We start from the raw sequence: 22,417 nt of genomic DNA on the forward strand, positions 1-22,417 counted from the left end.
GGACTATAAGGTGCCCGCAAATCCATTCAAGATGTGCTTTCAACGTTGGCGCCCATGACCGGACTCTCCCTGCAAGACGACAAGCGGCTGCGGCCGGTGCGGTGGTGGCTGATTGCCGTTGCTGCGCTGATCGCGCTGATGGTGCTGGTGGGCGGCGCCACGCGGCTGACCGAATCCGGTCTGTCCATCGTCGAGTGGAAGCCGGTGACCGGGGCGCTGCCGCCGTTGACCGCGGAGGCCTGGAACGCGGCGTTCGCGGCCTATCAGAAGATCCCGCAATACCGCGAACTCAACGCCGGCATGAGCCTCGATGAATTCAAGACCATCTTCTGGTGGGAGTGGAGCCATCGCCTGCTCGGCAGGGTGATCGGGATGGTCTATCTGCTGCCGTTCCTGTGGTTTCTGTGGCGTGGCATGCTGACCGCCGAGCTGAAGAAGCGGCTGTGGATCATCTTCGGTCTCGGCGCCCTGCAGGGCGGCGTCGGTTGGTGGATGGTGGCGTCGGGCCTGACGCAGCGCGTCGAGGTCTCGCAATATCGGCTCGCCACCCATCTGGTGCTGGCGCTGGTGATCTTCGCCGCCATCGTATGGACATTGCGCCGGCTCACCGCGCATGCGCCGCTTCAGGTGATATCGCGGCTGAAAACCACGAGCGTGGTGCTGCTCGGGCTGACATTCCTGCAGCTCTATTTCGGCGCGCTGGTGGCGGGGCTACGGGCAGGGCGGGTGTTCAACACCTGGCCGGAGATCGACGGCGCGTTGATACCCTCGGCGCAACGTCTGTTCTTCGAACAGCCGTGGTGGCGCAACCTGTTCGACAACACGCTGACGGTGCAGTTCGAGCACCGCATGACTGCCTATCTGCTGCTGACCGTCGCCGTGCTGCACGCGGTCGACGCGATCCGCTCGCGGGCCGGCGCGGCCGTCGTCAACGGCGCACTGTGGCTGGCGGCTGCGATCGCCGTGCAGGCTGTGCTCGGTATCCTGACGCTGCTGCACCAGGTGCCCATCGATCTGGCGCTGTCGCATCAGGCAGTGGCGATCGTGGTGCTGACGCTGGCGGTATTCCAGGTGGCGCGGATGGCACAGCCGCGGCGGCTGCCGCAGGGATTGCGGCTGGCGGAACAGAATTAATAGCTGTGATCGCGCTCCCCAGGCTCGGCTGTCGTCGCCCGGCCAGGCGCGCTATTGCGCGCCTGGCCGGGCGATCCAGTCATCACTGACGTCCGTGATGATCGCGGGCAGCTGCGTTTACTGGGTCCCCGCTTTCGCGGGGGACGACAAGTTGCGTGTCTATCTAGGCGCTAAGCGCCTGTTCGAGATCCGCGATCAGATCTTCCTTGTCCTCGATGCCGATCGACAGCCGGACCACGTCGGGCGCGGCGCCCGAGCGGGTCTTGGCGTCATCGTCGAGCTGGCTGTGGGTGGTCGAGGCCGGGTGGATCACCAGTGAGCGGGTGTCGCCGACATTGGCCAGATGCGAGAACAGTTTCAGGTTCGATACCAGGCTGACGCCGGCCTCGTAGCCGCCCTTGAGGCTGAAGGTGAACACCGCGCCGGCACCCTTGGGGGCGTATTTGCGGGCGAGGTTGTAATAGGGGCTGTTCGGCAGGCCGGAATAGTTCACTGCGGCCACCGCCGGATGGCTCGCAAGGAATTCCGCGACCGCCTTGGCATTCTCGCAATGGCGCTGCATGCGCAGCGGCAGGGTCTCGATGCCGGTCAGGATCATGAACGCATTGAACGGCGACAGCGCCGGGCCGAGATCGCGCAGGCCGAGCACCCGGCAGGCGATGGCGAAGGCGAAATTGCCGAACGTCTCCTGCAGCTTGATGCCGTGATATTCCGGCCGCGGCTCGCTCAGCATCGGGTACTTGTTGTCCTTCGACCAGTCGAAGGTGCCGGCGTCGACGATGATGCCGCCCAGCGAGTTGCCGTGGCCGCCGAGAAATTTGGTCAGCGAATGCACGACGATGTCGGCGCCATGGTCGATCGGGCGGATCAGGTAGGGCGTCGCCAGGGTGTTGTCGACGATCAGCGGCACGCCGGCCTTGCGCGCCACCGCAGCGATCGCCTCGATGTCGGTGATGCTGCCGCCGGGATTGGCGATGGATTCGATGAAGATCGCCTTGGTCTGTGGTGTCACCGCACGCTCGAACGACGCGATGTCGTCGCTGTCGGCCCACACCACGTTCCAGCCGAAGCTCTTGAAGGCATGGCTGAACTGGTTGATCGAGCCGCCATAGAGTTTTCGCGATGCGATGAATTCGTCGCCGGGCATCAGCAGCTGCTGAAACACCACCACCTGCGCGGCGTGGCCCGATGCGGTCGCCAGCGCGGCGGTGCCGCCCTCCAGCGCCGCGACGCGCTCTTCGAGCACCGCCGTGGTCGGGTTGGTGATGCGGGTATAGATGTTGCCGAACGCCTGCAGCCCGAACAGCGAGGCGGCGTGATCCGAGTCGTTGAACACGAAGGACGTGGTCTGGTAGATCGGCGTGGCCCGCGCGCCGGTGGTCGGGTCCGGCTGCGCGCCGGCGTGGACGGCGAGGGTGGCGAAGCCCGGAATGCGATCGTTCATAGTCACTCCCTGTGAAGGTTCGAATAGTTGGCGGCATGCTGATGGCGCCGGCGCCCGGCGTCAAGGCGATCAGGCATTTTGCCGCGACTTCGCAATGCATGTGCTGCACAGCGTCATAACCGCAAAACGGAACTGTCGTATCCTGCGATCAGACGATGTCATTCTTGTTTTTGGCGGCGCGGTCGGCCGCATTGGTGCCGCCACCGCCGATGCTGCCGCGATTCAGCGACAGCCGCATGCCCTGGGTCGGAATCGGCGCGCGCTTCGAACTCAGCGTGCGCGAATTGACACCCATCCAGGAAATTTCCGACGACAGCCGGCCGTATTCGATCTTCGGGCAGCGATTCATCACCACCTTCATGCCGGCGGCCTCGGCCTTCGCTGCGGCGGCGTCATTGCGCACGCCGAGTTGCAGCCACAGCACATTGGGCAGCGGGCTGAGCGCCAGCACTTCGTCGAGCACGGGCATCACGTGGTCGGCGTTGCGGAAGATATCGACCATGTCGATGGGGCGGTCGATATCGCGCAACGAGGCCACGAACGGTTTCCCCACCAGATTTTTGCCGACCTGGCCGGGATTGACCGGAATCATGTCGTAGCCGCGCTCGGCCAGATACTTGAACGCAAAATAGCTCGGCCGGACATTTTGCGGCGAGGCCCCGACCATGGCGATGGTCTTCACGCCGTTGAGGATCTCACGGATATAATCGTCATTGTAGGCATCGTGGTTCATGGCACTGCTTTTATTGTTCTGTCATGGCCGGGCTTTTCCCGGCCATCCACGTTTTCGTTGGCGCCGGAGCGTCGTTACTTATCCTGCCACGTTGGCGGGCGTTTTTCGATGAAGGCACCGATGCCTTCCTCGGCGTCGGCGGCCATCATGTTTTCCGTCATCACCTCGGAGGCAAAGCGATAGGCGTCGGCAAGCCCCATCTCGGCCTGGCGATAGAAGGCTTCCTTGCCGAGCTTGATGGTATGCGCCGATTTGCGCGCGACCTGCTGCGCCAGGGCAATCGCGGCGTCGCGCTCGGTGCCGGCTGCGACCACCCGGTTGATCAGGCCGATCTCGCGGGCGCGCCCGGCACCGATCGGCTCGCCGGTGAGCAGCATCTCCATCGCCTGTTTTCGCGGAACGTTGCGCGACAGCGCCACCATCGGCGTCGAACAGAACAGGCCGATGTCGACGCCGGGGGTGGCGAAGGTCGCCTGTTCGGACGCCACCGCGAGATCGCAGCTCGCCACCAGCTGGCAGCCGGCGGCGGTGGCCACGCCCTGCACGGCGGCGATCACCGGCTTCGGCAGCCGCACCACGGCCTGCATCATTGCGCTGCAGATCGACATCATGTGCGCAAAATAGGCGCGGCCGCGGTCGGCATCGGTGCGATGCGCGGTGAGCTGCTTGAGGTCGTGGCCGGCCGAGAAGACGCTCCCGTTGGCGGCGATGACCACGGCGCGGGCCGTGGCGTCGCCGGCGATGTCATCGAGCGCGGCGTGCAACTCGCCGATCAATTCCTCCGACAGGCTGTTGCGCGCCGCCGGTCGATTCAGCGTGAGCACGGCAATGGCGCCGTGCGCCTCGCGCAGCAGCAGAGGCGGTTGCGGTGTCACCGCGCGAAGAGGCTGGACCATGTCGGTTTTCCATCGGCTGGGCAGGACCGTCATCATAATGTAACAGGGCGCAACAGGCGAGAGCAGGGCGGGAACATGACGAATGCTAAAATGAGCGTGGCGGATCTGGAGGCGTTTCTCCATCGGGAGTTTCCGCAGGCGTTCAGCAGCGGCGACATCGCCATCGAGAGCGCCGACGGCACCACCTCGCTGCTGCGCCAGACCTACAACGAACGGATGCTGCGGCCCGGCGGCACGGTATCCGGCCCAACCCTGATGGCGCTGGCCGATTACGCCATGTACGTGGTCCTGCTGTCGGCGATCGGCCCGGTGGGCCTTGCCGTCACCACCAGCTTCAACATCAATTTCCTGCGCAAGGGGCAGCCGGCCCAGGATGTGCTGGCGGCGGCCAGGTTGCTGAAGCTCGGCAAACGCCTCGCGGTGGGCGAAGTGACCCTCTTGTCGGGCACGTCGCCCGACCCGATCGCCCACGTCACCTCGACCTATTCCATTCCAAATGCTGGCTGAATTCAGAGGTAATATAGAACCGTATTTATAACCTTATGATTTTGCTGCATAAAAATGCGCATTTCGGCATTGACGGGCGCGCCCTGTCTATTTAGAAACCGCAGCAGTTCGGCGGATCGCGCCGATGTCCCCATTTTACGGATTTTCACATGAAGACGTTTTCGGCAAAGCCCGCCGAGATCACGAAGAAGTGGATCGTCATTGACGCCACTGGTCTCGTGGTCGGCCGGCTCGCTACGCTGGTCGCGATGCGCCTGCGCGGCAAGCATCTCCCGATCTATACCCCGCATGTTGATTGCGGCGACCATGTCATCATCGTCAATGCAGCCAAGGTGGTTCTCACCGGCCGCAAGCGCGATCAGAAGGTCTATTATCATCACACCGGGTTCATCGGTGGCATCAAGGAACGTACCGCGAAGTCGATCCTCGAAGGTCGTTTCCCGGAGCGCGTTGTCGAGAAGGCCGTCGAGCGCATGATCCCGCGCGGCCCGCTCGGTCGCGTTCAGTTCGGCAACCTGCGCGTCTATCCCGGTGCAGAGCACCCGCACGAAGCCCAGCAGCCCGAAGTGCTCGACGTCGGCGCGATGAACCGCAAGAACAAGAGGGCCGCATAATGTCGGATACCATGCAGTCTCTCGACCAGCTGTCGTCGCTGAAGGTGCAAGCGCCGGATGCTCCGACCTACGTCAAGAAGGTCGATAAGCAGGGCCGTGCCTACGCAACCGGCAAGCGCAAGGACGCGGTTGCCCGTGTCTGGATCAAGCCGGGCGCCGGCAAGATCCTGGTCAACGCCCGCGAAGTCGAAGTGTACTTCGCCCGTCCTGTGCTGCGCATGCTGATCCAGCAGCCGCTGGTCGCCGCAGCCCGCGCCGGCCAGTACGACGTGATCTGCACCGTTGCCGGTGGCGGTCTGTCGGGCCAGGCTGGTGCTGTGCGTCACGGCATCTCCAAGGCGCTGACCTGCTTCGAGCCGGATCTGCGCGGCGTGCTCAAGAAGGGCGGCTTCCTGACCCGCGACTCGCGTGTCGTCGAACGCAAGAAGTACGGCCGTGCCAAGGCGCGCAAGTCGTTCCAGTTCTCGAAGCGCTAACGGCTTCGTTCAAACTGTCTGCGAATTCAAAGGGCGCCTTTCGGGGCGCCCTTTTTGCATTCAAATTGCAGACGAATTGATCCTGATTTTCGTGAAAAGTTTTGCTCGCGCGCAAACGGATTGCCAATTCGGGCATCGTAGCGTCTCCGTGGCGAGAGCCCTTCCGATTCTAACTCCTCGGAATGTTAAAACAATTGCCGGTGGCCGCCATGTCGCTCGATCCATCCACGCTCTATCTGGTTGCAACCATGGTTGCCGCGATGCTGGGTGCGATGCTGCTGTTCTTCGGACGGCAGGAGAAAATGAAGGCGCTGAACTGGTGGGGACACGCCTATTTGCTGGGCGCAATCTCGGTCGCGCTGTGGACGGTTGCAGGCGTGCTTTTCGGCGAGTTCGTCTCGCTGGCGTTCATTTCGGTGGGCTTCGTGGCCTGCGCCATGGTGTGGAACGCAGCGCGGGTGTTCCACGGCCGCCAGCCGAGCCTGGGCGGGCTGTTTCTCGGCGCGATGGCCTGGCTGGCCGTGATCGCCAGCCTGCCGCCTGAGTCCGCCGCGCTGCGCATGACCATCGGCGCCGGTATCGTCGCGGTCTACGCGATGCTGACGGCGAGCGAATTGTGGTCGGAACGGCGCAAATCGCTGCAGAAGCGCTGGCCGACCATCATCGTGCCGCTGCTTCACGGCGTCGTGCTGATGCTGCCGATCTTGCTCGGCGATCTCCTTTATCACGATAGCGGCAGCTTCACGTCCAGCATCTGGGCGACCGCCTTCGCAGTTGAACTGGTGCTCTATGCCGTGGGCACGGTGTTCGTGATCTTCATGCTGGTGTCGGAGCGCGCGGTGAGCGCGCACAAGACGGCGGCGTCCTGCGATCCGCTGACCGGCATGTTCAACCGCCGCGGCTTCGCCGAGGCCACCTCGCGCATGATCGAGCGCGAAGCCAAGGCCGGGCGTCCAGTGACCGCGATGATCTTCGACATCGACCACTTCAAGTCGATCAACGACCGCTTCGGTCATCCCGCCGGCGACGAAATCCTCAAGCTGTTCGCGGCGGTCGTCACCCATACGTTGCGCATCAGCGACCTGTCCGGCCGCATCGGTGGCGAGGAATTCGCGGCATTGCTGCCATGTTCGCTCGAAGAGGCGCTGCTGGCCGCCGAACGTGTCCGTGAGGCCTTTGCCACCTCCGGCATCGCGGTCGACAACGCGCCAGTCGATACCACCGTCAGCATCGGCGTCGCCGGCGGTCCGAGCGGCACCGAGCTGGACGTGCTGCTGGCCGCCGCCGATACCGCGCTGTACCAGGCCAAGCGCGCCGGCCGGAATCGGGTCCAGGCCGCGGAGGAGCAGCCGCTGTCGTTGGAGCAGGGGCGGCGCAATATTGCCGGACGCGCGACCGCTGCGCCGGCGGCCGTCGTGGGGCCGCATGTCAGCGTCAGCGCGAGCCGCGCCTGAGAGGAATCGCGTGCGGGATAAGATTCTCTTTACCATTCGAATCTTATTGTCTGCTTATGATCACAGCGCGCGACCCTTCCCAGAATTCCACCCTGACGTCTCTTGAAGCCGCTGTGGTTTCCGCGCGCAGCGGCTTTGCCTGCATGTTCTCCACATCCGAGGAATACGAGCGCGCATTGATCAGCGAGCGACGCGCGCAGGGCCGCTATGGTGCGCCGCCGCCGCGCCGCTGGCCGATGCTGGCATTCGTCGGCTGTGCCGTAACGATCGCCGGGGTTGTCCTGCTGCTGGCCTGACGGTGGCGGCGCTGGACCTCCGTCCCGGCGCCTCAGGCGTCCCTGTTCTCGTGGCCGCGCTTCACCAGGGCGGCGGATTGCGCTAAAGACGGCGACCGCAACGAAGGATCGCGCCAGCCATGATCACCGAAATCGCCCTGATCGACGTCAAGCCGGGTTCCGAACAGGATTTTGAAGCTGCCGTCGCCAAAGCGCAGCCGCTGTTCCTGGCCGCCAAGGGCGGCAAGGGCATCGAACTGCACAAGTCGATCGAGAAGCCGTCGCGCTACCGGCTGCTGGCGAAGTGGGAAACCCTCGAGAACCACACCGTCGATTTCCGCGGTTCGCCGGCCTTCGCCGAGTGGCGCGCGCTGGTCGGTCCGTATTTTGCCGCGGCGCCCGAGGTCGAGCACACCGAGACGGTGTTGACGTCGGCGGGCTAGGCGTCTTCGGTTTGAGACGAACGGCCCAGGCAGACGCCCGGAGATTCCCTGGCGGTTGCATCATTTGATGGTCCAGCGTTGATCGGATGTCTCGTGGAGGATGCCGCAAGCCAGATTGTCGATCACTACGAGCGCCATGCCTTGTCATGGGATGCCGACCGGCGTTTTGCGGTCTGGAGCGATCGACCTTTCATCGAGCGCTTCCTCGGTTTCCTGCCGCCGCAGGCGATGATTCTGGACCTCGGCTGTGGCGGCGGTTCGCCGGTTGCGCTTCACATGGCGGGGCAGGGCCTTCGCATCACGGGCGTGGACAGTTCGCCGACGCTCATCTCGCTGGCCCGAACCCGCATGCCGGACCACGCGTGGATCCTGCACGATATGCGGTCTGTGTCCCTCGGACGAAAATTCGACGGCATACTGGCCTGGGATAGTTTCTTCCACCTTCGCCACGCGGACCAGCGCAGGATGTTTGGCATATTTGCCGCGCATGCGGCGCCCTCCGCCGTGCTGATGTTCAATGCCGGTCCGGGTCACGGCGAGGTCGTGGGCGACTATCGAAACGATCCGCTGTACCACGCAAGTCTCGACGCGGAAGAATACGAAGCATTGTTGAGCGAGGTCGGCTTTACGCTGATCGAGCATTCGGTCAACGACTTCGCCACCGGCGGCCGTATTTTCTGGTTGGCACGGGCGCCATGACCGCCAATGCCTGCTGGCTGCAGTTTCGCGGGTGTTGTGCCGGGCGCCGATCGCGCCGCGCGCGACCTCACGCCATGATGTCGAGCAGCGCCTTGGTCATGCGATCGTCCGACTTCATCAGCTTGGCGTTGGCGGCAAAACTGTAGCTGGCGATCATCTGGCTGACCAACTCCTGGGAGAGGTCAACATTGGGCGCGGCCACGAGGCCGCTTGCGTTGGCGAAGGGGCTTGCGGGTCGGAGACCGCAGTCGTGGACGGCTTGGCCGTCGTGACGCTCGTGGCGGTGCCGCCGCCGGCGCTGGCGGATTGTACTACGACCAGCGGCGCATAGGCGCGTGCTGCTCCCGCCGGCACCGTGCCGATGGCATCGGGAAGGGCGCCGGTGCTCGCGACATTGGCGACGTTCGAGGCGGAGACCTCGAGGCGGCGGGTCGCCGCGTTCATGCCCGACTGGGCAATGGTGGAGATGCTGCTCATCAAGGGCTCGCCGCACAAAAGGTCTGGCGATCACTTAAGCCGCGGCGTTCTAAGCAAGCTTCAATGCCGGTAGCGGGATTCCGGCGGTGCGGGTAACGGGTCGTTTACCAATCGGTTGATGTCCCTCTGACTGCTCCCGTCTCTGCCGCAGCCGGGCTTCACCCAGTGCAGCGGTTCGGCCCGCGGAAATCCAACAAGCCCTGATGAACGCAGCGCAGGCCGGCTGCGCAGGAGAAGCGACGAGCAGAAGGCGCCCGAGGCATCAGCCTTTGTCAACATAATGGACAAGAATTGGCATATTCGGTTGTTATGTAGACAGTCACGGCGAAGTTGGATCATATTTTGGTTATGACCACGATCGCACGACCAGATGCCGGCTTTCTCCGTTCTCCCTCCGCAGAGAAAGTGCTTGCAGACCATGCTGGCGACGCCGCATTCGCGACGACGCTGGGCAGAGGTCTTGTGGTGCTCGAAGCGTTCGATGTCGGAGGCGCGTTGCGCGGCAACGCTGACCTTGCCGCGCGAACCGGGATTTCGCGGCCGACGGTTGCGAGGTTGACGCATACGCTCGCCGAGCTTGGCTACCTCCGCTACGACTGGAAGCTCTCCAAGTACCGGCTGGGCGCCCGGGCGCTCCGGATGGCTCATCCGCTTCTTGCCGGCATGGAGTTTCGCCAGGCTGCGCGACCGCTGATGCAGGAACTCGCCCAGAGCGTTCGCGGCACGGTTTCAATCGGCTTACTCGATGGCGCGTCAGCGATCTATGTCGAGACGGCGAGATCTGGAGACGTTGGAACGCACGTCCCCGATATCGGCATGCCAATTCCCGTCATTCTGACAGCCATGGGGCGGGCGTCATCGGCGGCGTTACCGGCCGTCGAATTTGCGCTCCTCGAACAGTGCCTGAAAGCTGACAACCCGGACCTGTGGTCGGCCTATCGCGACAAGTACCACGCTGGCGTCGAGCAGTGTGCCGAGCGAGGATTCTGCACCTGCTATGGCGAATACATGGCGTCCATTCATGCAGTCGCTGCTCCGTTGTTTCACGTACCGGCCCTGAAGCAATCCTTCGCGATCAACTGCGGCATCCCTGCGTTTCGATTGCAGTCGGGGCAACTGGAGTCTGAAATCGGCCCGCGGATCAAGGCACTCGCCGATAGCATCCGCGCGCTGGTCAATGAGGTTGGGCCGATGATCGCGCACAGCTAGCGCAAGACAGAACGACGGCAAGATCCTTCGCCAAAGAAGGACGCCGCGACGAACGGGGAAACGAAATGGGCGGGCCGCTGGACGGATTGAAGGTGCTCGACATCGCGACCATCATCGCGGCGCCGCTCGCGGCGACGCTGCTGGCCGACTACGGGGCCGAGGTGCTCAAGATCGAGATGCCCGGGCAGGGCGACGGGCTGCGGTCGTTTCCGCCGCTCAAGGATGGCAAGCCGCTGTGGTGGAAGGCGGCGAACCGCAACAAGAAGTTCGCCACGCTCGATCTTCGCACGCCTGAGGGACTTGCGCTGTTCAAGCGGATCCTTCCGCGCTTCGACGTGCTCATCGAGAACTTCCGTCCCGGTACGCTGGATCGCTGGGGGCTGTCGAAGGAGGTGTTGTGGTCGATCCGGCCCCGGCTGGTGATCCTGCGCGCCACGGCGTTCGGGCAGGACGGTCCTTACAACAGCAGACCGGGCTTCGCGCGGATCTTCGAAGCGATGGGCGGGCTCACTTACCTGACGGGCGACGCCGAGGGCGAACCCACTCATCCCGGCTATCCGATCGGCGATCTCGATCGGCGGTCTGTTCGGCGCGGTCGGGGTGCTCGCCGCCCTTTGGAAGCGCGCGCGATCCCGAGGCACCCGGCGAAGAGATCGATCTGTCGCTGACCGAGGCCGTATTTCGCCTGCTCGATGTGCTTCCGATCGAATTCGACCAGCTCGGCTTTGTCCGTCGCCGCATCGGCAACGCCAACGGCTATTCCGCACCGGCAGCCGTGTTCCGCAGCAGCGACGATCGCTGGGTCACCATGGCGGGGGCGACCAACGCGCTCTATGCGGCGAATTGCCGGGCCATCGGAAGGCCCGACCTGATCGCCGATGCGCGGTTCTCGCGCAACGATCTGCGGGTAATGCACGCAGCAGAACTCAACGGGATCTTCTCGGCATGGTGTGCCGATCACACCCTCGACGAGGCGCTCGCCGAGTTCGTTGCCGCGCAAGGGACGGTCGCGCCGATCTATTCGATCGACCAGATCGCGACGGACCCGCAGGCGATGGCACGCGGCATGATCACCCGTGTTCCCGATCGCGATTTCGGCTCGGTCGCAATGGCGAATGTCGTTCCCCGATTCACCGTCGATCCCGCGCAATCGCGCCACGCCGCCGGTGATCTGGGTCAGGACAACCACGAAGTTTACCGGGACTGGCTCGGCCTGTCGGAACAGGAGACCGAACGGCTCGCAACCAAGAACATCATCTAGTTCGAGTCGCCAATCGACTTAACCGGCGGCACGATCGTCGGATGTCAAAAATCCACAAGGGAGGAGAGCGATGATGCCAGCAAGCCAATCCGTCACCCGGAGAACATTGCTCGCCACTGCAGCCGCCGGGTTTGCGGCAGGCCTCGGTGTCACGGCGCGCGCCGAGGACAATTGGCCCTCGCGCCTGGTCAGGCTGATATCGCCTTACGGGGCAGGAGGCGCGAATGACATCTCGTTGCGCATTCTGGCGGAGTATATCGGCCACCGGCTGGGCCAACAATTCATCGTGGAGAACCGGCCGGGCGCTGGAACCCGGCTTGCCAACGAATCCGTCGCCCATGCTTCGCCGGATGGATACACATTCCTCTACGTCGCAGCGCCCTATGCGACGGCGGAAGCGCTTTACGGAAAGCTGAACTACGAGCGCAAGGAGTTGCAACCGGTCGCCATGGCCGTAACCGCTCCAATTTTTCTGCTCATCAGCGCGGATGCTCCTTTCAAGACCCTTCCGGAATTGATCGCTTACGGCAAGTCGCAACCCAACGGATTGACGTTTGCGTCGCCCGGCGCAGGCTCGCAACCTCATCTCGCAGCCGAACTGCTGTTCAGGGATGCCGCGGTCAAAGGGATGAATGTCCCGTTCAGGGGCAACTCGATGGCTTACACCGAACTGCTGGCCGGGCGGGTCGATGCCACCATCACCGCGATCAGCACAGCGTTGCCGCATGTCGAGAGCGGCAAGTTTCGCGTGCTCGGCGTGGCCGCAGCCGAACCCAGTGCGATCTATCCGCAGGCCCCGACGCTGCGGGAGCAGGGGCTGCCCAACGTGGTGGCATCCGGGTGGTATGGCTTCATGGCTCCGGCCGCCACGCCTCGCGCGATCGTCAACCGGTTTCAGGACGAAATCGTCCGTGCGCTTGGCGATCCCGAGGTGAAGCAGAAGCTGCTGATCCAGGGATTGGAAGCGCGCGGTGGTACCGCCGCGGAGTTCCAGAAATTTATCGACGACGAGACGCGCAAGTGGGGCGAGCTGATCCGGCAGGCGGGCCTCAAGGGAGAATAGCGATCCGGTTTGGACCTGCTTCGTCGTGCCCCCGCTGCGGGGACGGCGCCGGCCGGAACTAAGGCATCGATAGCCACGGCTGCCGCGACCGCCGTGGTCAGCTCCGAAATCTCGAAATCCCCATTGGAGAGGTCAGACGCGATGAGCAACAACATGGTGAACTTGGCGCTGGCGTCCGTGCTTGCCGCCGCGCTGTCGGTTTCGGCCGCGTCCGCGCAGAAGAAGTACGACAGCGGCGCCACCGACACGGAAATCAAGGTTGGACAGACGGTGCCGCTGAGCGGGCCAGCGTCGGCCTATGCCACCGTTGGCAAGACCCAGGCCGCCTACATCAAGATGATCAACGACGAAGGCGGTGTGAACGGACGCAAGGTCAATCTGATCCAGTATGACGATGCCTACAGCCCGCCGAAAACCGTCGAACAGGTACGCAAGCTGTTCGAGAGCGATGAGGTGTTGCTGACCTTTCAGATCATCGGCACAGCTCCGAATGCAGCTGTTCAGAAATATCATAACGTCAAGAAAGTGCCGCAGCTGTTCGCTGCGACTGGTGCCTCCCGGTTTACCGACCCGAAGAACTTTCCTTGGACGATGGGTTTCAATCCCAGCTACTTCGTGGAGGGCCGGATCTACGGCCAATACATTCTGAAGGAGCATCCGAACGCCAAGGTCGGCATCCTCTACCAGAACGATGACCTCGGCAAAGACTACCTCAACGGCATCAAGGCCGGGCTCGGCGACAAGGCGGCGACGATGGTGGTCGCGGAGATCTCCTACGAACTGTCGGAACCGACGATCGACTCGCAGATTCTCAGGATCAAGGATTCCGGCGCCGACCTGTTCTTCAGCGCGTCCACGCCAAAGCAGGCGGCGCAGGCGATCAAGAAGATCGCCGAACTCGGCTGGCACCCTGTGCATATCGTCGACATCAATGCGACCTCGGTGGGTGCAGTGATGAAACCGGCTGGGCTGGAGGCCTCCAAGGGCATCATCAGCGTCGGCTACGTCAAGGATCCGGCCGATACCAACTGGAGCAACGATCCCGGAGTGAAGCGCTATTTCGCCTTCATGGAGAAGTATTATCCGGAAGGCGACAAAAATTCCAACTTGAACGTCTATGGCTACATCACCACCCAGCTCTTGGTTCATGTGCTGAAACAGTGTGGCGACGATCTCACGCGTGCAAACGTGATGTATCAGGCTTCGCACCTCACGAACGTCACGCTCGACGTGTTGCTGCCCGGGATCAGCGTCACAACCAAGCCGAATGACTATCGCGTCAACAAGCAGTTTCAGATGGCGCGTTTCGACGGCGAGCGCTGGGAGCGCTACGGAGGCATCATTACCGACGAACCCAAACAATAAGCGGGCGCTGCCAATCCCGGGCTCAGGCCGCTTTCGCGACCGGCGCGGCTTCGTCGTCGTCCTCGCGCAGGAGGTCGATCACCACCTTGACGATCGCCAGTACGGGGAGTGCCAGCGCCAGGCCCCAGACGCCGAACACGATGCCGAGCATGATCTGGAACGCGAACAGCGTGGCCGGCGGGATGTCGAGCGCCTGGCGCTGCAGGATCGGCGTCAGGACGTAGCTCTCCATCGCGTGGACGCCGAGAAACAGCACGAAGGCGCTGGCTGCGGCCACCCATCCGGAGGCGAGGCTGGCGAGCACCACGATGAGCCCTGCGAGCAGGGCGCCGACGGTGGGAATGAACGCCAGCAGCCCGGCCTGGACGCCCAGGATGAATGCGCTGGGCACACCGATCAGCATCAGCCCGATCCAGGTCACGCCGCCAACCGCGACCATGGTGATCATCTGCGCGATCAGCCAGCGCTCCAGCGTCTCGCCGATCCGGTCGACGATCTCGGTCATGGGCGCGCGATGCTTCTTCGGCGTGAGATGCAGCAGCCCCTTGCGGTAGACGCCGGGTTGCGTGGCGAAGGCGAGGCCGAGAAACAGGACAATGAAGAAATTGCCGAGCGCGCCGACCGCGCCGAGGATGATCTTCAGGGTCTGGCTGACGATGGCGCCGCCGCTGGAGGCGAAGGCGCTGGCGCTCGGCAGGTTGTTAGTCTTGGTTTCCGCTGCGGCTGCAGGCGATGCGGGTCTGGTCCCGGCATCCGGTTTGGCTGTCGCGTCGGCCTCGTTGCCGAGCCCGCCAAAGTCGAGATAGCTGGTGTCGACGCCGTGCCGTTCGAGGAACGATTTGACGTTGACGATCTGCGATTTCAGCGTGGTGCTGAGCACCTTGGTTTGCTCGGCGATGGTCGAGCCGCCGAGGAAGACGATGCCGCCGAGCAGCGCGGCAAGCAGCAGGCACACCATCGTCAGGCGCAGCGCGTGGGGGCCGCCCATCACGCGGCCGAACAGGGCGGTGAGCGCATTGAGCGCGACGCCGAGCAGGATGCCGGCGAAGATCAGGAACAGGGTGGCGGAAAAATACCAGGCGAACACCACGAACACCGCGAACGACACGGTTGCGATGCCGCCGACGGCGATCGCCCAGGCCAGATCGCTGCGCTTCTGTACATTGTCTTCAGGGGCCACGTTCGATCCTCGGCACGAATTTCAGCGGTACTCTTTCGGCAAAACCGGCCGGGATCAAGCTAAGATCGCGCGTCGCTCGGTGCGGTTCCTCCAACGAAAAGGGCGCCCCGTTGCCGGGGCGCCCTCGATGTTCACGCCATGTCGCGCGGGCTTCCCCGCAACGGCATTACTGCGAGTAGTACATGTCGAATTCGACCGGATGCGGGGTCATTTCGTAGCGCATCACTTCGGTCATCTTCAGCTCGATATAGGCGTCGATGAAGTCGTCATCGAACACGCCGCCGTTCTTGAGGAAGCCGCGGTTCTTGTCGAGGTTTTCCAGCGCTTCGCGGAGCGAACCGCAGACCGTCGGGATCGACTTCAGCTCTTCCTTCGGCAGGTCGTACAGATCCTTGTCCATGGCCGGACCCGGGTCGATCTTGTTCTTGATGCCGTCGAGGCCGGCCATCAGCATCGCGGCGAAGGCGAGATACGGATTGGCCATCGGATCGGGGAACCGGACCTCGACGCGCTTCGCCTTCGGCGAAGTCGTGTACGGGATGCGGCAGGAGGCCGAGCGGTTGCGTGCGGAGTAGGCCAGCAGCACCGGGGCTTCATAGCCCGGGACCAGACGCTTGTAGGAGTTGGTCGACGGGTTGGTGAAGGCGTTGATGGCCTTGGCGTGCTTGATGATGCCGCCGATGTAATGCAGGCAGGTTTCCGACAGGTCGGCATACTTGTTGCCGGCGAAGACCGGCTTGCCGTCCTTCCAGATCGACTGGTGCACGTGCATGCCCGAGCCGTTGTCGCCGAAGATTGGCTTCGGCATGAAGGTGGCGGTCTTGCCGTAGATGTGGGCGACCTGGTGGATGCAGTACTTGTAGATCTGCATCTGGTCGGCCATGTGGGTCAGGGTGTCGAACTTCATGCCGAGCTCGTGCTGGGCCGAGGCGACCTCGTGGTGGTGCTTCTCGACCTTGACGCCCATCTTGGCCATGGCGCCGAGCATTTCGGAGCGCATGTCCTGCACCGAATCCTGCGGCGGAACCGGGAAGTAGCCGCCCTTGGTGCGGATGCGGTGACCGAGGTTGCCGCCCTCATATTCGGTGTCGGAATTGGTCGGCAGTTCCGAGGAATCCAGCTTGAAGCCGGTGTTGTACGGGCTCGACGAGAAGCGCACGTCGTCGAACACGAAGAACTCGGCTTCCGGACCGACCATCACGGTGTCGCCGATGCCCATGGACTTGACCATGGCCTCGGCCTTCTTGGCGATGCCGCGCGGATCGCGGTTGTAGGGCTCGCCGGTGGAGGGCTCGAGAATGTCGCAGGTGATGACCATGGTGGTCTCTGCGAAGAACGGATCGATGGTCGCGGTTTCCGGGTCGAGCATCAGCATCATGTCGGATTCATTGATCGCCTTCCAGCCGGCGATCGAGGAACCGTCGAACATGGTGCCTTCGGCGAAGATGTCTTCGTCGATCATCGAGATGTCGAAGGTCACGTGCTGCCACTTGCCGCGCGGATCGGTGAAGCGCAGATCGACGTACTTGACGTCATTGTCCTTGATGGACTGCAGGACTTCTTTCGCGGTCGTCATGAATACCTCTTGTGTCTGCAGACGTCTTTTGCTGCGGCGCGAGGACGCCGCAGGATAACGCCTTATGCTGCGGCTACCGTCTTAGAACATCGTCCTAGATGGCGTCGAGCCCGGATTCGCCGGTCCGGATGCGAATTGCTTCCTCGATGTTGGAGACGAAGATTTTGCCGTCGCCAATCCGGCCGGTCTGCGCGGCGCGCCTGATCGCATCGATGGCCTTTTCCACCAGTTCGTCGGAAATCACGATCTCGATCTTCACCTTGGGCAGGAAATCGACAATGTATTCGGCGCCGCGATAGAGCTCCGCGTGGCCCTTCTGGCGGCCGAATCCCTTGGCCTCGGTTACCGTAATGCCTTGCAGACCGACTTCCTGGAGGGCCTCTTTCACCTCGTCGAGCTTGAACGGCTTGATGATGGCTTCGATTTTCTTCACTGAGCGTCTCCCCGGCACTTCCACTATTTCAGGCTGCACGTTGCTTCAAGAATTGCGCCCCTTGGCGCAGGCTGTTCGATACCCTGTTTCGGACATTCGTGCGCGATCGTCACGCCGTCCGGATATAATGTCGCCGGAAGCGGGACGATCGGCCACCTTTAAATTTGGCGGTGAGCACGACGGATCCGAAGCTAAACTCCCAAAAGCAGGGTCCGTGCCAAGTTGGTCGCGAGGCTGTTTTTGGAGCATTATCAGTTAACTAACATGCGTATGGCAGCTTCTGCACCCGCTACCTATCGCTCGACTGTCTATAAAATAATCAATCAGTGCATTTTGTAGGCGGCCGTGTCGCGAAGAGGCTTCGTATAGGCGCATTGCCTCCGGATGAGGCGCACAGGAATTGTTCATGGAAATTCTCACCGCCGCCGAAATGCAGCGTGCCGATCAATTGACCATCGCCGATGGCACCCCTGGTTTTGCTCTGATGCGTAATGCCGGGCGGGCCGTCGCCGATGCCGCCGCCGACATGGCCGAGGAGGGAGCGATCCTCGTGATCGCCGGCCGCGGCAACAATGGCGGCGACGGATTTATCGCAGCGGCGGAGCTGGCGGCGCGCGGACGCGACGTTCAGGTGATCCTGCTGTGTCAGAAGGAGACGCTGACCGGCGATGCGGCGCTGGCGGCTGCCGAGTATAAGGGCGAGGTCTTGCCGTGCGATCCCGCCGCGATCGGCGCCCCCGCGCTGATCGTCGATGCGCTGTTCGGCACCGGCCTCGACCGGCCGATCAAGGGGGACCCGTTCGAGATGATCGCGGCTATCAACGCCAGCGGCGTCCCGGTGCTGGCGGTGGATCTGCCGAGCGGCATCAACGGCACCACCGGAGCGGTGATGGGCATCGCGGTGCGCGCGACCGAGACGGTGACCTTCTTCCGGCCCAAGACCGGTCACCTGCTGCTGCCGGGGCGGGTTCATTGCGGCCGGCTGCGTGTAGTGGATATCGGCATCGAGGCTGGCGTCCTCGACGAGATCCGTCCGCTGACCTCGGAGAACATGCCGGAACTCTGGGCCATGTCATTCCCGGTGCCCAGGATGGACGGCCATAAATTTGCCCGTGGCCATGCCATCGTGGTGTCCGGCGACATTGCTGCGACCGGCGCGGCCAGGCTTGCTGCCCGCGGTGCGCTGCGCGCCGGGGCCGGGCTGGTGACGGTGGCATCGCCGCGCGATGCGCTGGCGGTCAACGCCGCGGCACTGACCGCCGTGATGGTGCGCCCGGTGGATACGGCAGCCGAGTTTGCCAACCTCGTCGCCGACCCCAGGATCAGGGCCTGCGTGATCGGGCCCGGCGCCGGGGTCGGGGCGCGCACCCGCGACTTCGTGCTGGCGCTGCTGGCGGCCAAACGTGGCGCGGTGCTCGACGCCGACGCCCTGACCAGCTTCGCCGAGGCGCCGCAGCAGCTTTTCGATGCCATCAAATCTCTCTCCGAGCCGAGCGTTGTTCTGACGCCGCACGTTGGAGAGTTTTCCCGTTTATTCAAAGTGATAGAAGCTGAAGCTGCTTCTCTTTCAAAGCTTGAGCAGGTGCGGATGGCGGCCCAAACGGCCGGTGCGGTGGTGCTGCTCAAGGGGGCGGACACCGTGGTGGCGTCGCCCGATGGCCGCGCCGCCATCGCGTCCAACGCGCCGCCCTGGCTGGCCACCGCCGGCTCCGGAGATGTGCTGGCGGGCATCATCGGCGGCTTGCTGGCGCAAGGCGTTCCGGCCTTCGAGGCGGCGTGCATCGGGGTCTGGATGCATGGCGAAGCCGGTGCCGAGGCCGGCCCCGGGCTGATCGCCGAGGATCTCCCGGAAGTGCTGCCTGCGGTCCTGCGCCGGCTCTATGACCGGCTGGAAGTGGAATACTGAGGCCTATTCCACCGCGTACCAGCGGACCAGCTGCGGCGCCGCCCAGTCGAGGGCCGTCGCCTCCAGCAGCCAGCGGCCGGCCGTCTCGGCGAGGAACGCGATGCGCTGGGTCCGGCCGGCCTCGACCAGGATTGTGTCCAGCCAGAACGGCTTCCAGCCGTCGTCGAGCCGGTCAAGCAGCCGACCATGCTGGCCATGCAGGCGAAACACGACCGGGATCGTGCCCCGGTTGGTTAGGGCAAGCACCACGGTGCGGCCGGCTTTGACCTTGAAGGCGGGCGGCGTCGCGACGCCGAGGCCGCTGGACGACAGCCAGTCCGGCACCGGCGCAGCCGGGGAACCCAGCGGAACGTCGACCCGCACCGCATTCTTGAGGTCTAGCTGTGCAGGCAGTCCGTTGGACGGGAGCGCCGCAGCGGCGGGCAGCGGCCTGTCGCGCACTGGGGGCTCGCTTGAGGTCAGCAGCCGGCCGATCGGGCGGACTTCCTTGCCGTCGTGCAGCAGGATGGCTGCGGCTGATCCCGGCGGGCGGGTGACGTCGACAAAGGCGTCGATCCGGGTTCCCGGGGCCAGCACAAGCTGGCCATTGCGGGCCGGAAACGGCTCGACCGGTTGGCCGTCGATAGCCATCACCTGAACATTTGAATCTTCGATTCTTAAAGCAATCGCAGTGCGCTGGCAGCCATTTATAATGCGAAGCCTGAGCCGTTCATGGAGCCGGACGGTGGGTTCGAAGCTGGGCTTGCCGTTGACGGTGAAGACAGCGGTGGTGTCCGTCGGGTCGCTTCCGGGCGCGACGGCGATGTTGTCTGGGCGCAGTCGCGCTTCCTCGATCAGCAGGACTTCGTCGCGGTTGGCTACGGGCGGGGCAGTCTCCAATACCACCAGCGCACGGGCGGGCGACGGTTTCGCCTGGCCGTCGCCGAGCAGCCGGAGGTCGACCATGAAGGTGCCTGCATGGCGCAACGGCAGCCGGAACGCATCGGTGCCGCCCGCGGCCAGTGGTGGGCGCCCGAGCAGCGGCTCGGCGGCGGGGGCGCCGTCGATGCCGTGCCAGTTCAGGACAACGGGAACCGGCAGCTGATTCTCCAGCGTCACGTCGATCTCGTCGCCGCGCTTGAAGCGCAATGCGCCATCCCGGGTGGCGGTCTGCAGCAGCCAGGCCGGCGTCTCGGCACCCGGCCGGAGTACCATGGTGCCGGCCCTGGCTTGCAGTGCCAGCGCCGGCCGGGTCTGGCCGACCGCGGCAACGGGCGCGATCGGAGCGAGAATCGCGCCGCCAAGCCCGGCGAGCAGGGTGCGGCGGCTGACCGGGAAGCGATCTGTCATACCGGGGATCCCGACCATTTTTCGGGCTGAATGTCCAGTTATCGCGGGCGCGGCGGAAAGTCCGGGGCGGCGTCTTTTTTTGCTGCGAACATTCACACCCATGTTATAAGCCCGCCGCTCGCGGCTTCGCGCGGACATGACGTTTCCCGCGGGCGTGGCGGAATTGGTAGACGCAGCGGCTTTAGGTGCCGCCGACGCAAGTTGTGGGGTTCGAGTCCCTCCGCCCGCACCAAGCGCTGACCGCGTTTGAATTGACGAATTTCGAGGGTGTATTTTCGTGGGGCAAGTCCTACGAAGATGCGTCCGCCGAACCACCGGCGCAGGCTGCAAGGCCGCGCGCCGACCAGATTGACAATGTCCGGCCGTGAGCCGGACCAGCGAGAAGAAGATTGACGCCATGCAGGTGAATGAAACCGTCGCCGACGGACTGAAGCGCGAATTCCAGGTCAATGTCCCGGCCGCCGACATCGAAGCCAAGGTCGATGCGCGCCTGATCGACATGAAGGACAAGGTCAAGCTGAACGGTTTCCGCCCCGGCAAGGTCCCCATGGGTCATCTGAAGCGGCTGTATGGCCGTTCGGTTGCCGCCGAGACCGTCGAGGAACTGATCCGCGACACCAATGCGCAGATCTTCACCGAGCGCGGTTTCCGCCTGGCCACCGAGCCGAAGGTGACGATGCCGACCGAGATGAAGGAAGTCGAAGACATCCTCGCCGGCAAGTCCGACCTCAATTATACCGTCGCCATCGAAGTGGTGCCGGCGATCCAGCTCGCCGATTTCAAGAGCTTCACGGTTGAAAAGCCGGTTGCCGAGGTCACCGACGCCGACGTCGACGAGGCCATCAAGCGGGTGGCCGACCAGAACCGTGCCTTTGAAGCCAAGGCCGAGGGTGCCAAGGCCGGGTCCGGCGATCGCGTCACTGTCTCCTTCAAGGGCACCATCGACGGCGTGCCGTTCGACGGCGGCACCGGCGAGGGCATCCAGGTGCTGATCGGTTCCAACACCTTCATTCCCGGCTTCGAAGAGCAGCTCATCGGCATCGCCGTGGGCGAGACCAGAACCCTGAAAGCGTCCTTTCCGACGAACTACGCCAGTGCCGATCTGGCCGGCAAGGCGGCCGAGTTCGAGACGACCGCGACTGCCGTCGAGGCGCCGAAGGATACCGTGATCGATGACGAGTTCGCCAAGATGCTCGGCCTGGAATCCCTCGACAAGCTGAAGGAAGCTGCGCGCGACCGCCTGAACACGGAGTTCGCCGGTGCCACCCGCCAGCGCGTCAAGCGTCTGCTGCTCGACCGTCTCGACGAGACCCATCGCTTCGATGCGCCGCCGTCGCTGATCGAGGAAGAGTTCAAGCTGATGTGGAACTCGATCAAGGCGGAGATGGAATCCTCGGGCAAGAGCTTTGCCGATGAGGGCACCACCGAGGAAGCCGCCATGGAAGAGTACCGCAAGATTGCGGACCGCCGCGTGCGGCTCGGTCTGGTGCTGTCCGAAATCGGCGAGAAGAACAAGATCACCGTGACTGACGACGAAGTCAGCCGCGCGGTGGTCGAGCGTGCCCGCTCGATGCCGGGCCGCGAGAAGGAAGTCTGGGACTATTATCGCAGCAATGCCAATGCATTGGCTCAGCTTCGTGCACCAATCTACGAGGACAAGGTCGTCGATTTCATTCTCGAGCTCGCCAATGTCACCGAGAAGAAGGTGACCCGCGAAGACCTATACAAGGACGACGAGGCCGAGAAGACCGCGGCCTGAGGCGTTCTGCGATGCCGGCCGCAGAGCGGCCGGCATTAAGGATGTCAGGCGAAACCGGCCACCGACGCGCGGGTTAGCTTTGCCGCGACCGCGCGAATCGGCTTGAACTGGCAGTTGTCGGCATCGACGGCTGCCGGTCTTGTTGCCGCTCAATTGGCTCATATCTGTGAGCTCTGTTTAAGTC

The 22,417-nt window shown here is 63.7% G+C and carries 20 protein-coding genes, 1 tRNA gene and 2 pseudogenes; 15 read left to right on the plus strand and 8 right to left on the minus strand.

Going from position 1 to position 22,417, the window contains the following annotated elements:
• The first annotated feature begins 54 nt into the window (after positions 1–54).
• Positions 55–1,134: a COX15/CtaA family protein gene (locus tag ONR75_RS16120; RefSeq protein ID WP_265083470.1), complete on the plus strand. Its 1,080-nt coding sequence runs from the start codon at positions 55–57 to the stop codon at positions 1,132–1,134.
• A gap of 163 nt (positions 1,135–1,297) precedes the next feature.
• On the opposite strand, the gene ONR75_RS16125 is transcribed toward ONR75_RS16120, so the two are convergent.
• The 3 genes from ONR75_RS16125 to ONR75_RS16135 form a co-directional block, all read right to left on the minus strand.
• Complete coding sequence (locus ONR75_RS16125; protein WP_265083471.1) at positions 1,298–2,578, minus strand: O-acetylhomoserine aminocarboxypropyltransferase; 1,281 nt, start codon at positions 2,576–2,578, stop codon at positions 1,298–1,300.
• Between the two features lie 148 nt (positions 2,579–2,726).
• Positions 2,727–3,311 carry a CoA-binding protein gene (locus ONR75_RS16130; protein ID WP_265083472.1) on the minus strand — a complete coding sequence of 195 codons (585 nt, stop codon included), beginning with the start codon at positions 3,309–3,311 and terminating at the stop codon, positions 2,727–2,729.
• Positions 3,312–3,385: 74 nt separating this feature from the next.
• On the minus strand, positions 3,386–4,207 hold the full coding sequence (locus ONR75_RS16135) for an enoyl-CoA hydratase (protein WP_265083473.1): 822 nt from the start codon (positions 4,205–4,207) through the stop codon (positions 3,386–3,388).
• Between the two features lie 75 nt (positions 4,208–4,282).
• On the opposite strand from ONR75_RS16135, the gene ONR75_RS16140 reads away from it, so the two are divergent.
• The 7 genes from ONR75_RS16140 (at position 4,283) to ONR75_RS16170 (ending at position 8,675) form a co-directional block, all read left to right on the plus strand.
• Positions 4,283–4,714: a PaaI family thioesterase gene (locus ONR75_RS16140; RefSeq protein ID WP_265083474.1), complete on the plus strand. Its 432-nt coding sequence runs from the start codon at positions 4,283–4,285 to the stop codon at positions 4,712–4,714.
• Between the two features lie 149 nt (positions 4,715–4,863).
• Positions 4,864–5,328, plus strand: a complete 465-nt coding sequence (gene rplM / locus ONR75_RS16145; protein WP_265083475.1) for a 50S ribosomal protein L13 — start codon at positions 4,864–4,866, stop codon at positions 5,326–5,328.
• On the plus strand, positions 5,328–5,804 hold the full coding sequence (gene rpsI / locus ONR75_RS16150; protein ID WP_265083476.1) for a 30S ribosomal protein S9: 477 nt from the start codon (positions 5,328–5,330) through the stop codon (positions 5,802–5,804). Before rplM ends, rpsI begins: the two co-directional genes overlap by 1 nt.
• A 209-nt stretch (positions 5,805–6,013) precedes the next feature.
• Positions 6,014–7,258: a sensor domain-containing diguanylate cyclase gene (locus ONR75_RS16155; RefSeq protein ID WP_265083477.1), complete on the plus strand. Its 1,245-nt coding sequence runs from the start codon at positions 6,014–6,016 to the stop codon at positions 7,256–7,258.
• A 56-nt stretch (positions 7,259–7,314) separates the two neighbouring features.
• Complete coding sequence (locus ONR75_RS16160; RefSeq protein ID WP_265083478.1) at positions 7,315–7,554, plus strand: hypothetical protein; 240 nt, start codon at positions 7,315–7,317, stop codon at positions 7,552–7,554.
• A gap of 119 nt (positions 7,555–7,673) precedes the next feature.
• Positions 7,674–7,976, plus strand: coding sequence for an antibiotic biosynthesis monooxygenase family protein (locus ONR75_RS16165; RefSeq protein ID WP_265083479.1), 303 nt, complete (start codon positions 7,674–7,676; stop codon positions 7,974–7,976).
• A 93-nt stretch (positions 7,977–8,069) separates the two neighbouring features.
• Positions 8,070–8,675, plus strand: coding sequence for a class I SAM-dependent DNA methyltransferase (locus ONR75_RS16170; RefSeq protein ID WP_265083480.1), 606 nt, complete (start codon positions 8,070–8,072; stop codon positions 8,673–8,675).
• A 67-nt stretch (positions 8,676–8,742) separates the two neighbouring features.
• Here the strand turns inward: ONR75_RS16170 and ONR75_RS16175 are convergent.
• Positions 8,743–9,152, minus strand: a pseudogene (locus ONR75_RS16175) (flagellar basal body rod protein FlgC).
• 348 nt (positions 9,153–9,500) lie between these two features.
• Here ONR75_RS16175 and ONR75_RS16180 point away from each other — a divergent pair.
• The 4 genes and pseudogenes from ONR75_RS16180 to ONR75_RS16200 all read left to right on the plus strand — a co-directional run bounded on the left by ONR75_RS16180 (position 9,501) and on the right by ONR75_RS16200 (position 14,050).
• Positions 9,501–10,361, plus strand: coding sequence for an IclR family transcriptional regulator (locus ONR75_RS16180; RefSeq protein WP_265083481.1), 861 nt, complete (start codon positions 9,501–9,503; stop codon positions 10,359–10,361).
• Positions 10,362–10,426: 65 nt separating this feature from the next.
• A pseudogene (locus ONR75_RS32815) lies at positions 10,427–11,622 on the plus strand (CaiB/BaiF CoA transferase family protein).
• A 70-nt stretch (positions 11,623–11,692) separates the two neighbouring features.
• Positions 11,693–12,685: a Bug family tripartite tricarboxylate transporter substrate binding protein gene (locus tag ONR75_RS16195; protein WP_265083483.1), complete on the plus strand. Its 993-nt coding sequence runs from the start codon at positions 11,693–11,695 to the stop codon at positions 12,683–12,685.
• A gap of 141 nt (positions 12,686–12,826) precedes the next feature.
• Entirely contained in the window at positions 12,827–14,050 is a 1,224-nt protein-coding gene (locus ONR75_RS16200) for an ABC transporter substrate-binding protein (protein WP_265083484.1), read from the plus strand.
• Between the two features lie 22 nt (positions 14,051–14,072).
• On the opposite strand, the gene ONR75_RS16205 is transcribed toward ONR75_RS16200, so the two are convergent.
• From ONR75_RS16205 to ONR75_RS16215, 3 genes are all read right to left on the minus strand, one after another.
• On the minus strand, positions 14,073–15,230 hold the full coding sequence (locus ONR75_RS16205) for an AI-2E family transporter (protein ID WP_265083485.1): 1,158 nt from the start codon (positions 15,228–15,230) through the stop codon (positions 14,073–14,075).
• 166 nt (positions 15,231–15,396) lie between these two features.
• Positions 15,397–16,806 carry a type I glutamate--ammonia ligase gene (gene glnA, locus ONR75_RS16210; protein ID WP_265083486.1) on the minus strand — a complete coding sequence of 470 codons (1,410 nt, stop codon included), beginning with the start codon at positions 16,804–16,806 and terminating at the stop codon, positions 15,397–15,399.
• A gap of 94 nt (positions 16,807–16,900) precedes the next feature.
• Complete coding sequence (locus ONR75_RS16215; RefSeq protein ID WP_027537227.1) at positions 16,901–17,239, minus strand: P-II family nitrogen regulator; 339 nt, start codon at positions 17,237–17,239, stop codon at positions 16,901–16,903.
• 406 nt (positions 17,240–17,645) lie between these two features.
• Between ONR75_RS16215 and ONR75_RS16220 the strand changes: the two genes are divergently transcribed.
• Positions 17,646–19,145, plus strand: a complete 1,500-nt coding sequence (locus tag ONR75_RS16220; protein WP_265083487.1) for an NAD(P)H-hydrate dehydratase — start codon at positions 17,646–17,648, stop codon at positions 19,143–19,145.
• 3 nt (positions 19,146–19,148) lie between these two features.
• On the opposite strand, the gene ONR75_RS16225 is transcribed toward ONR75_RS16220, so the two are convergent.
• Positions 19,149–20,474: a multicopper oxidase family protein gene (locus ONR75_RS16225; protein WP_265083488.1), complete on the minus strand. Its 1,326-nt coding sequence runs from the start codon at positions 20,472–20,474 to the stop codon at positions 19,149–19,151.
• A 148-nt stretch (positions 20,475–20,622) separates the two neighbouring features.
• Between ONR75_RS16225 and ONR75_RS16230 the strand changes: the two genes are divergently transcribed.
• Positions 20,623–20,706, plus strand: a tRNA-Leu gene (locus tag ONR75_RS16230).
• A gap of 165 nt (positions 20,707–20,871) precedes the next feature.
• Complete coding sequence (gene tig / locus ONR75_RS16235) at positions 20,872–22,233, plus strand: trigger factor (RefSeq protein ID WP_265083680.1); 1,362 nt, start codon at positions 20,872–20,874, stop codon at positions 22,231–22,233.
• Positions 22,234–22,417: the final 184 nt, after the last annotated feature.

The sequence above is a fragment of the Rhodopseudomonas sp. P2A-2r genome (assembly GCF_026015985.1).
Lineage (GTDB): Bacteria > Pseudomonadota > Alphaproteobacteria > Rhizobiales > Xanthobacteraceae > Tardiphaga.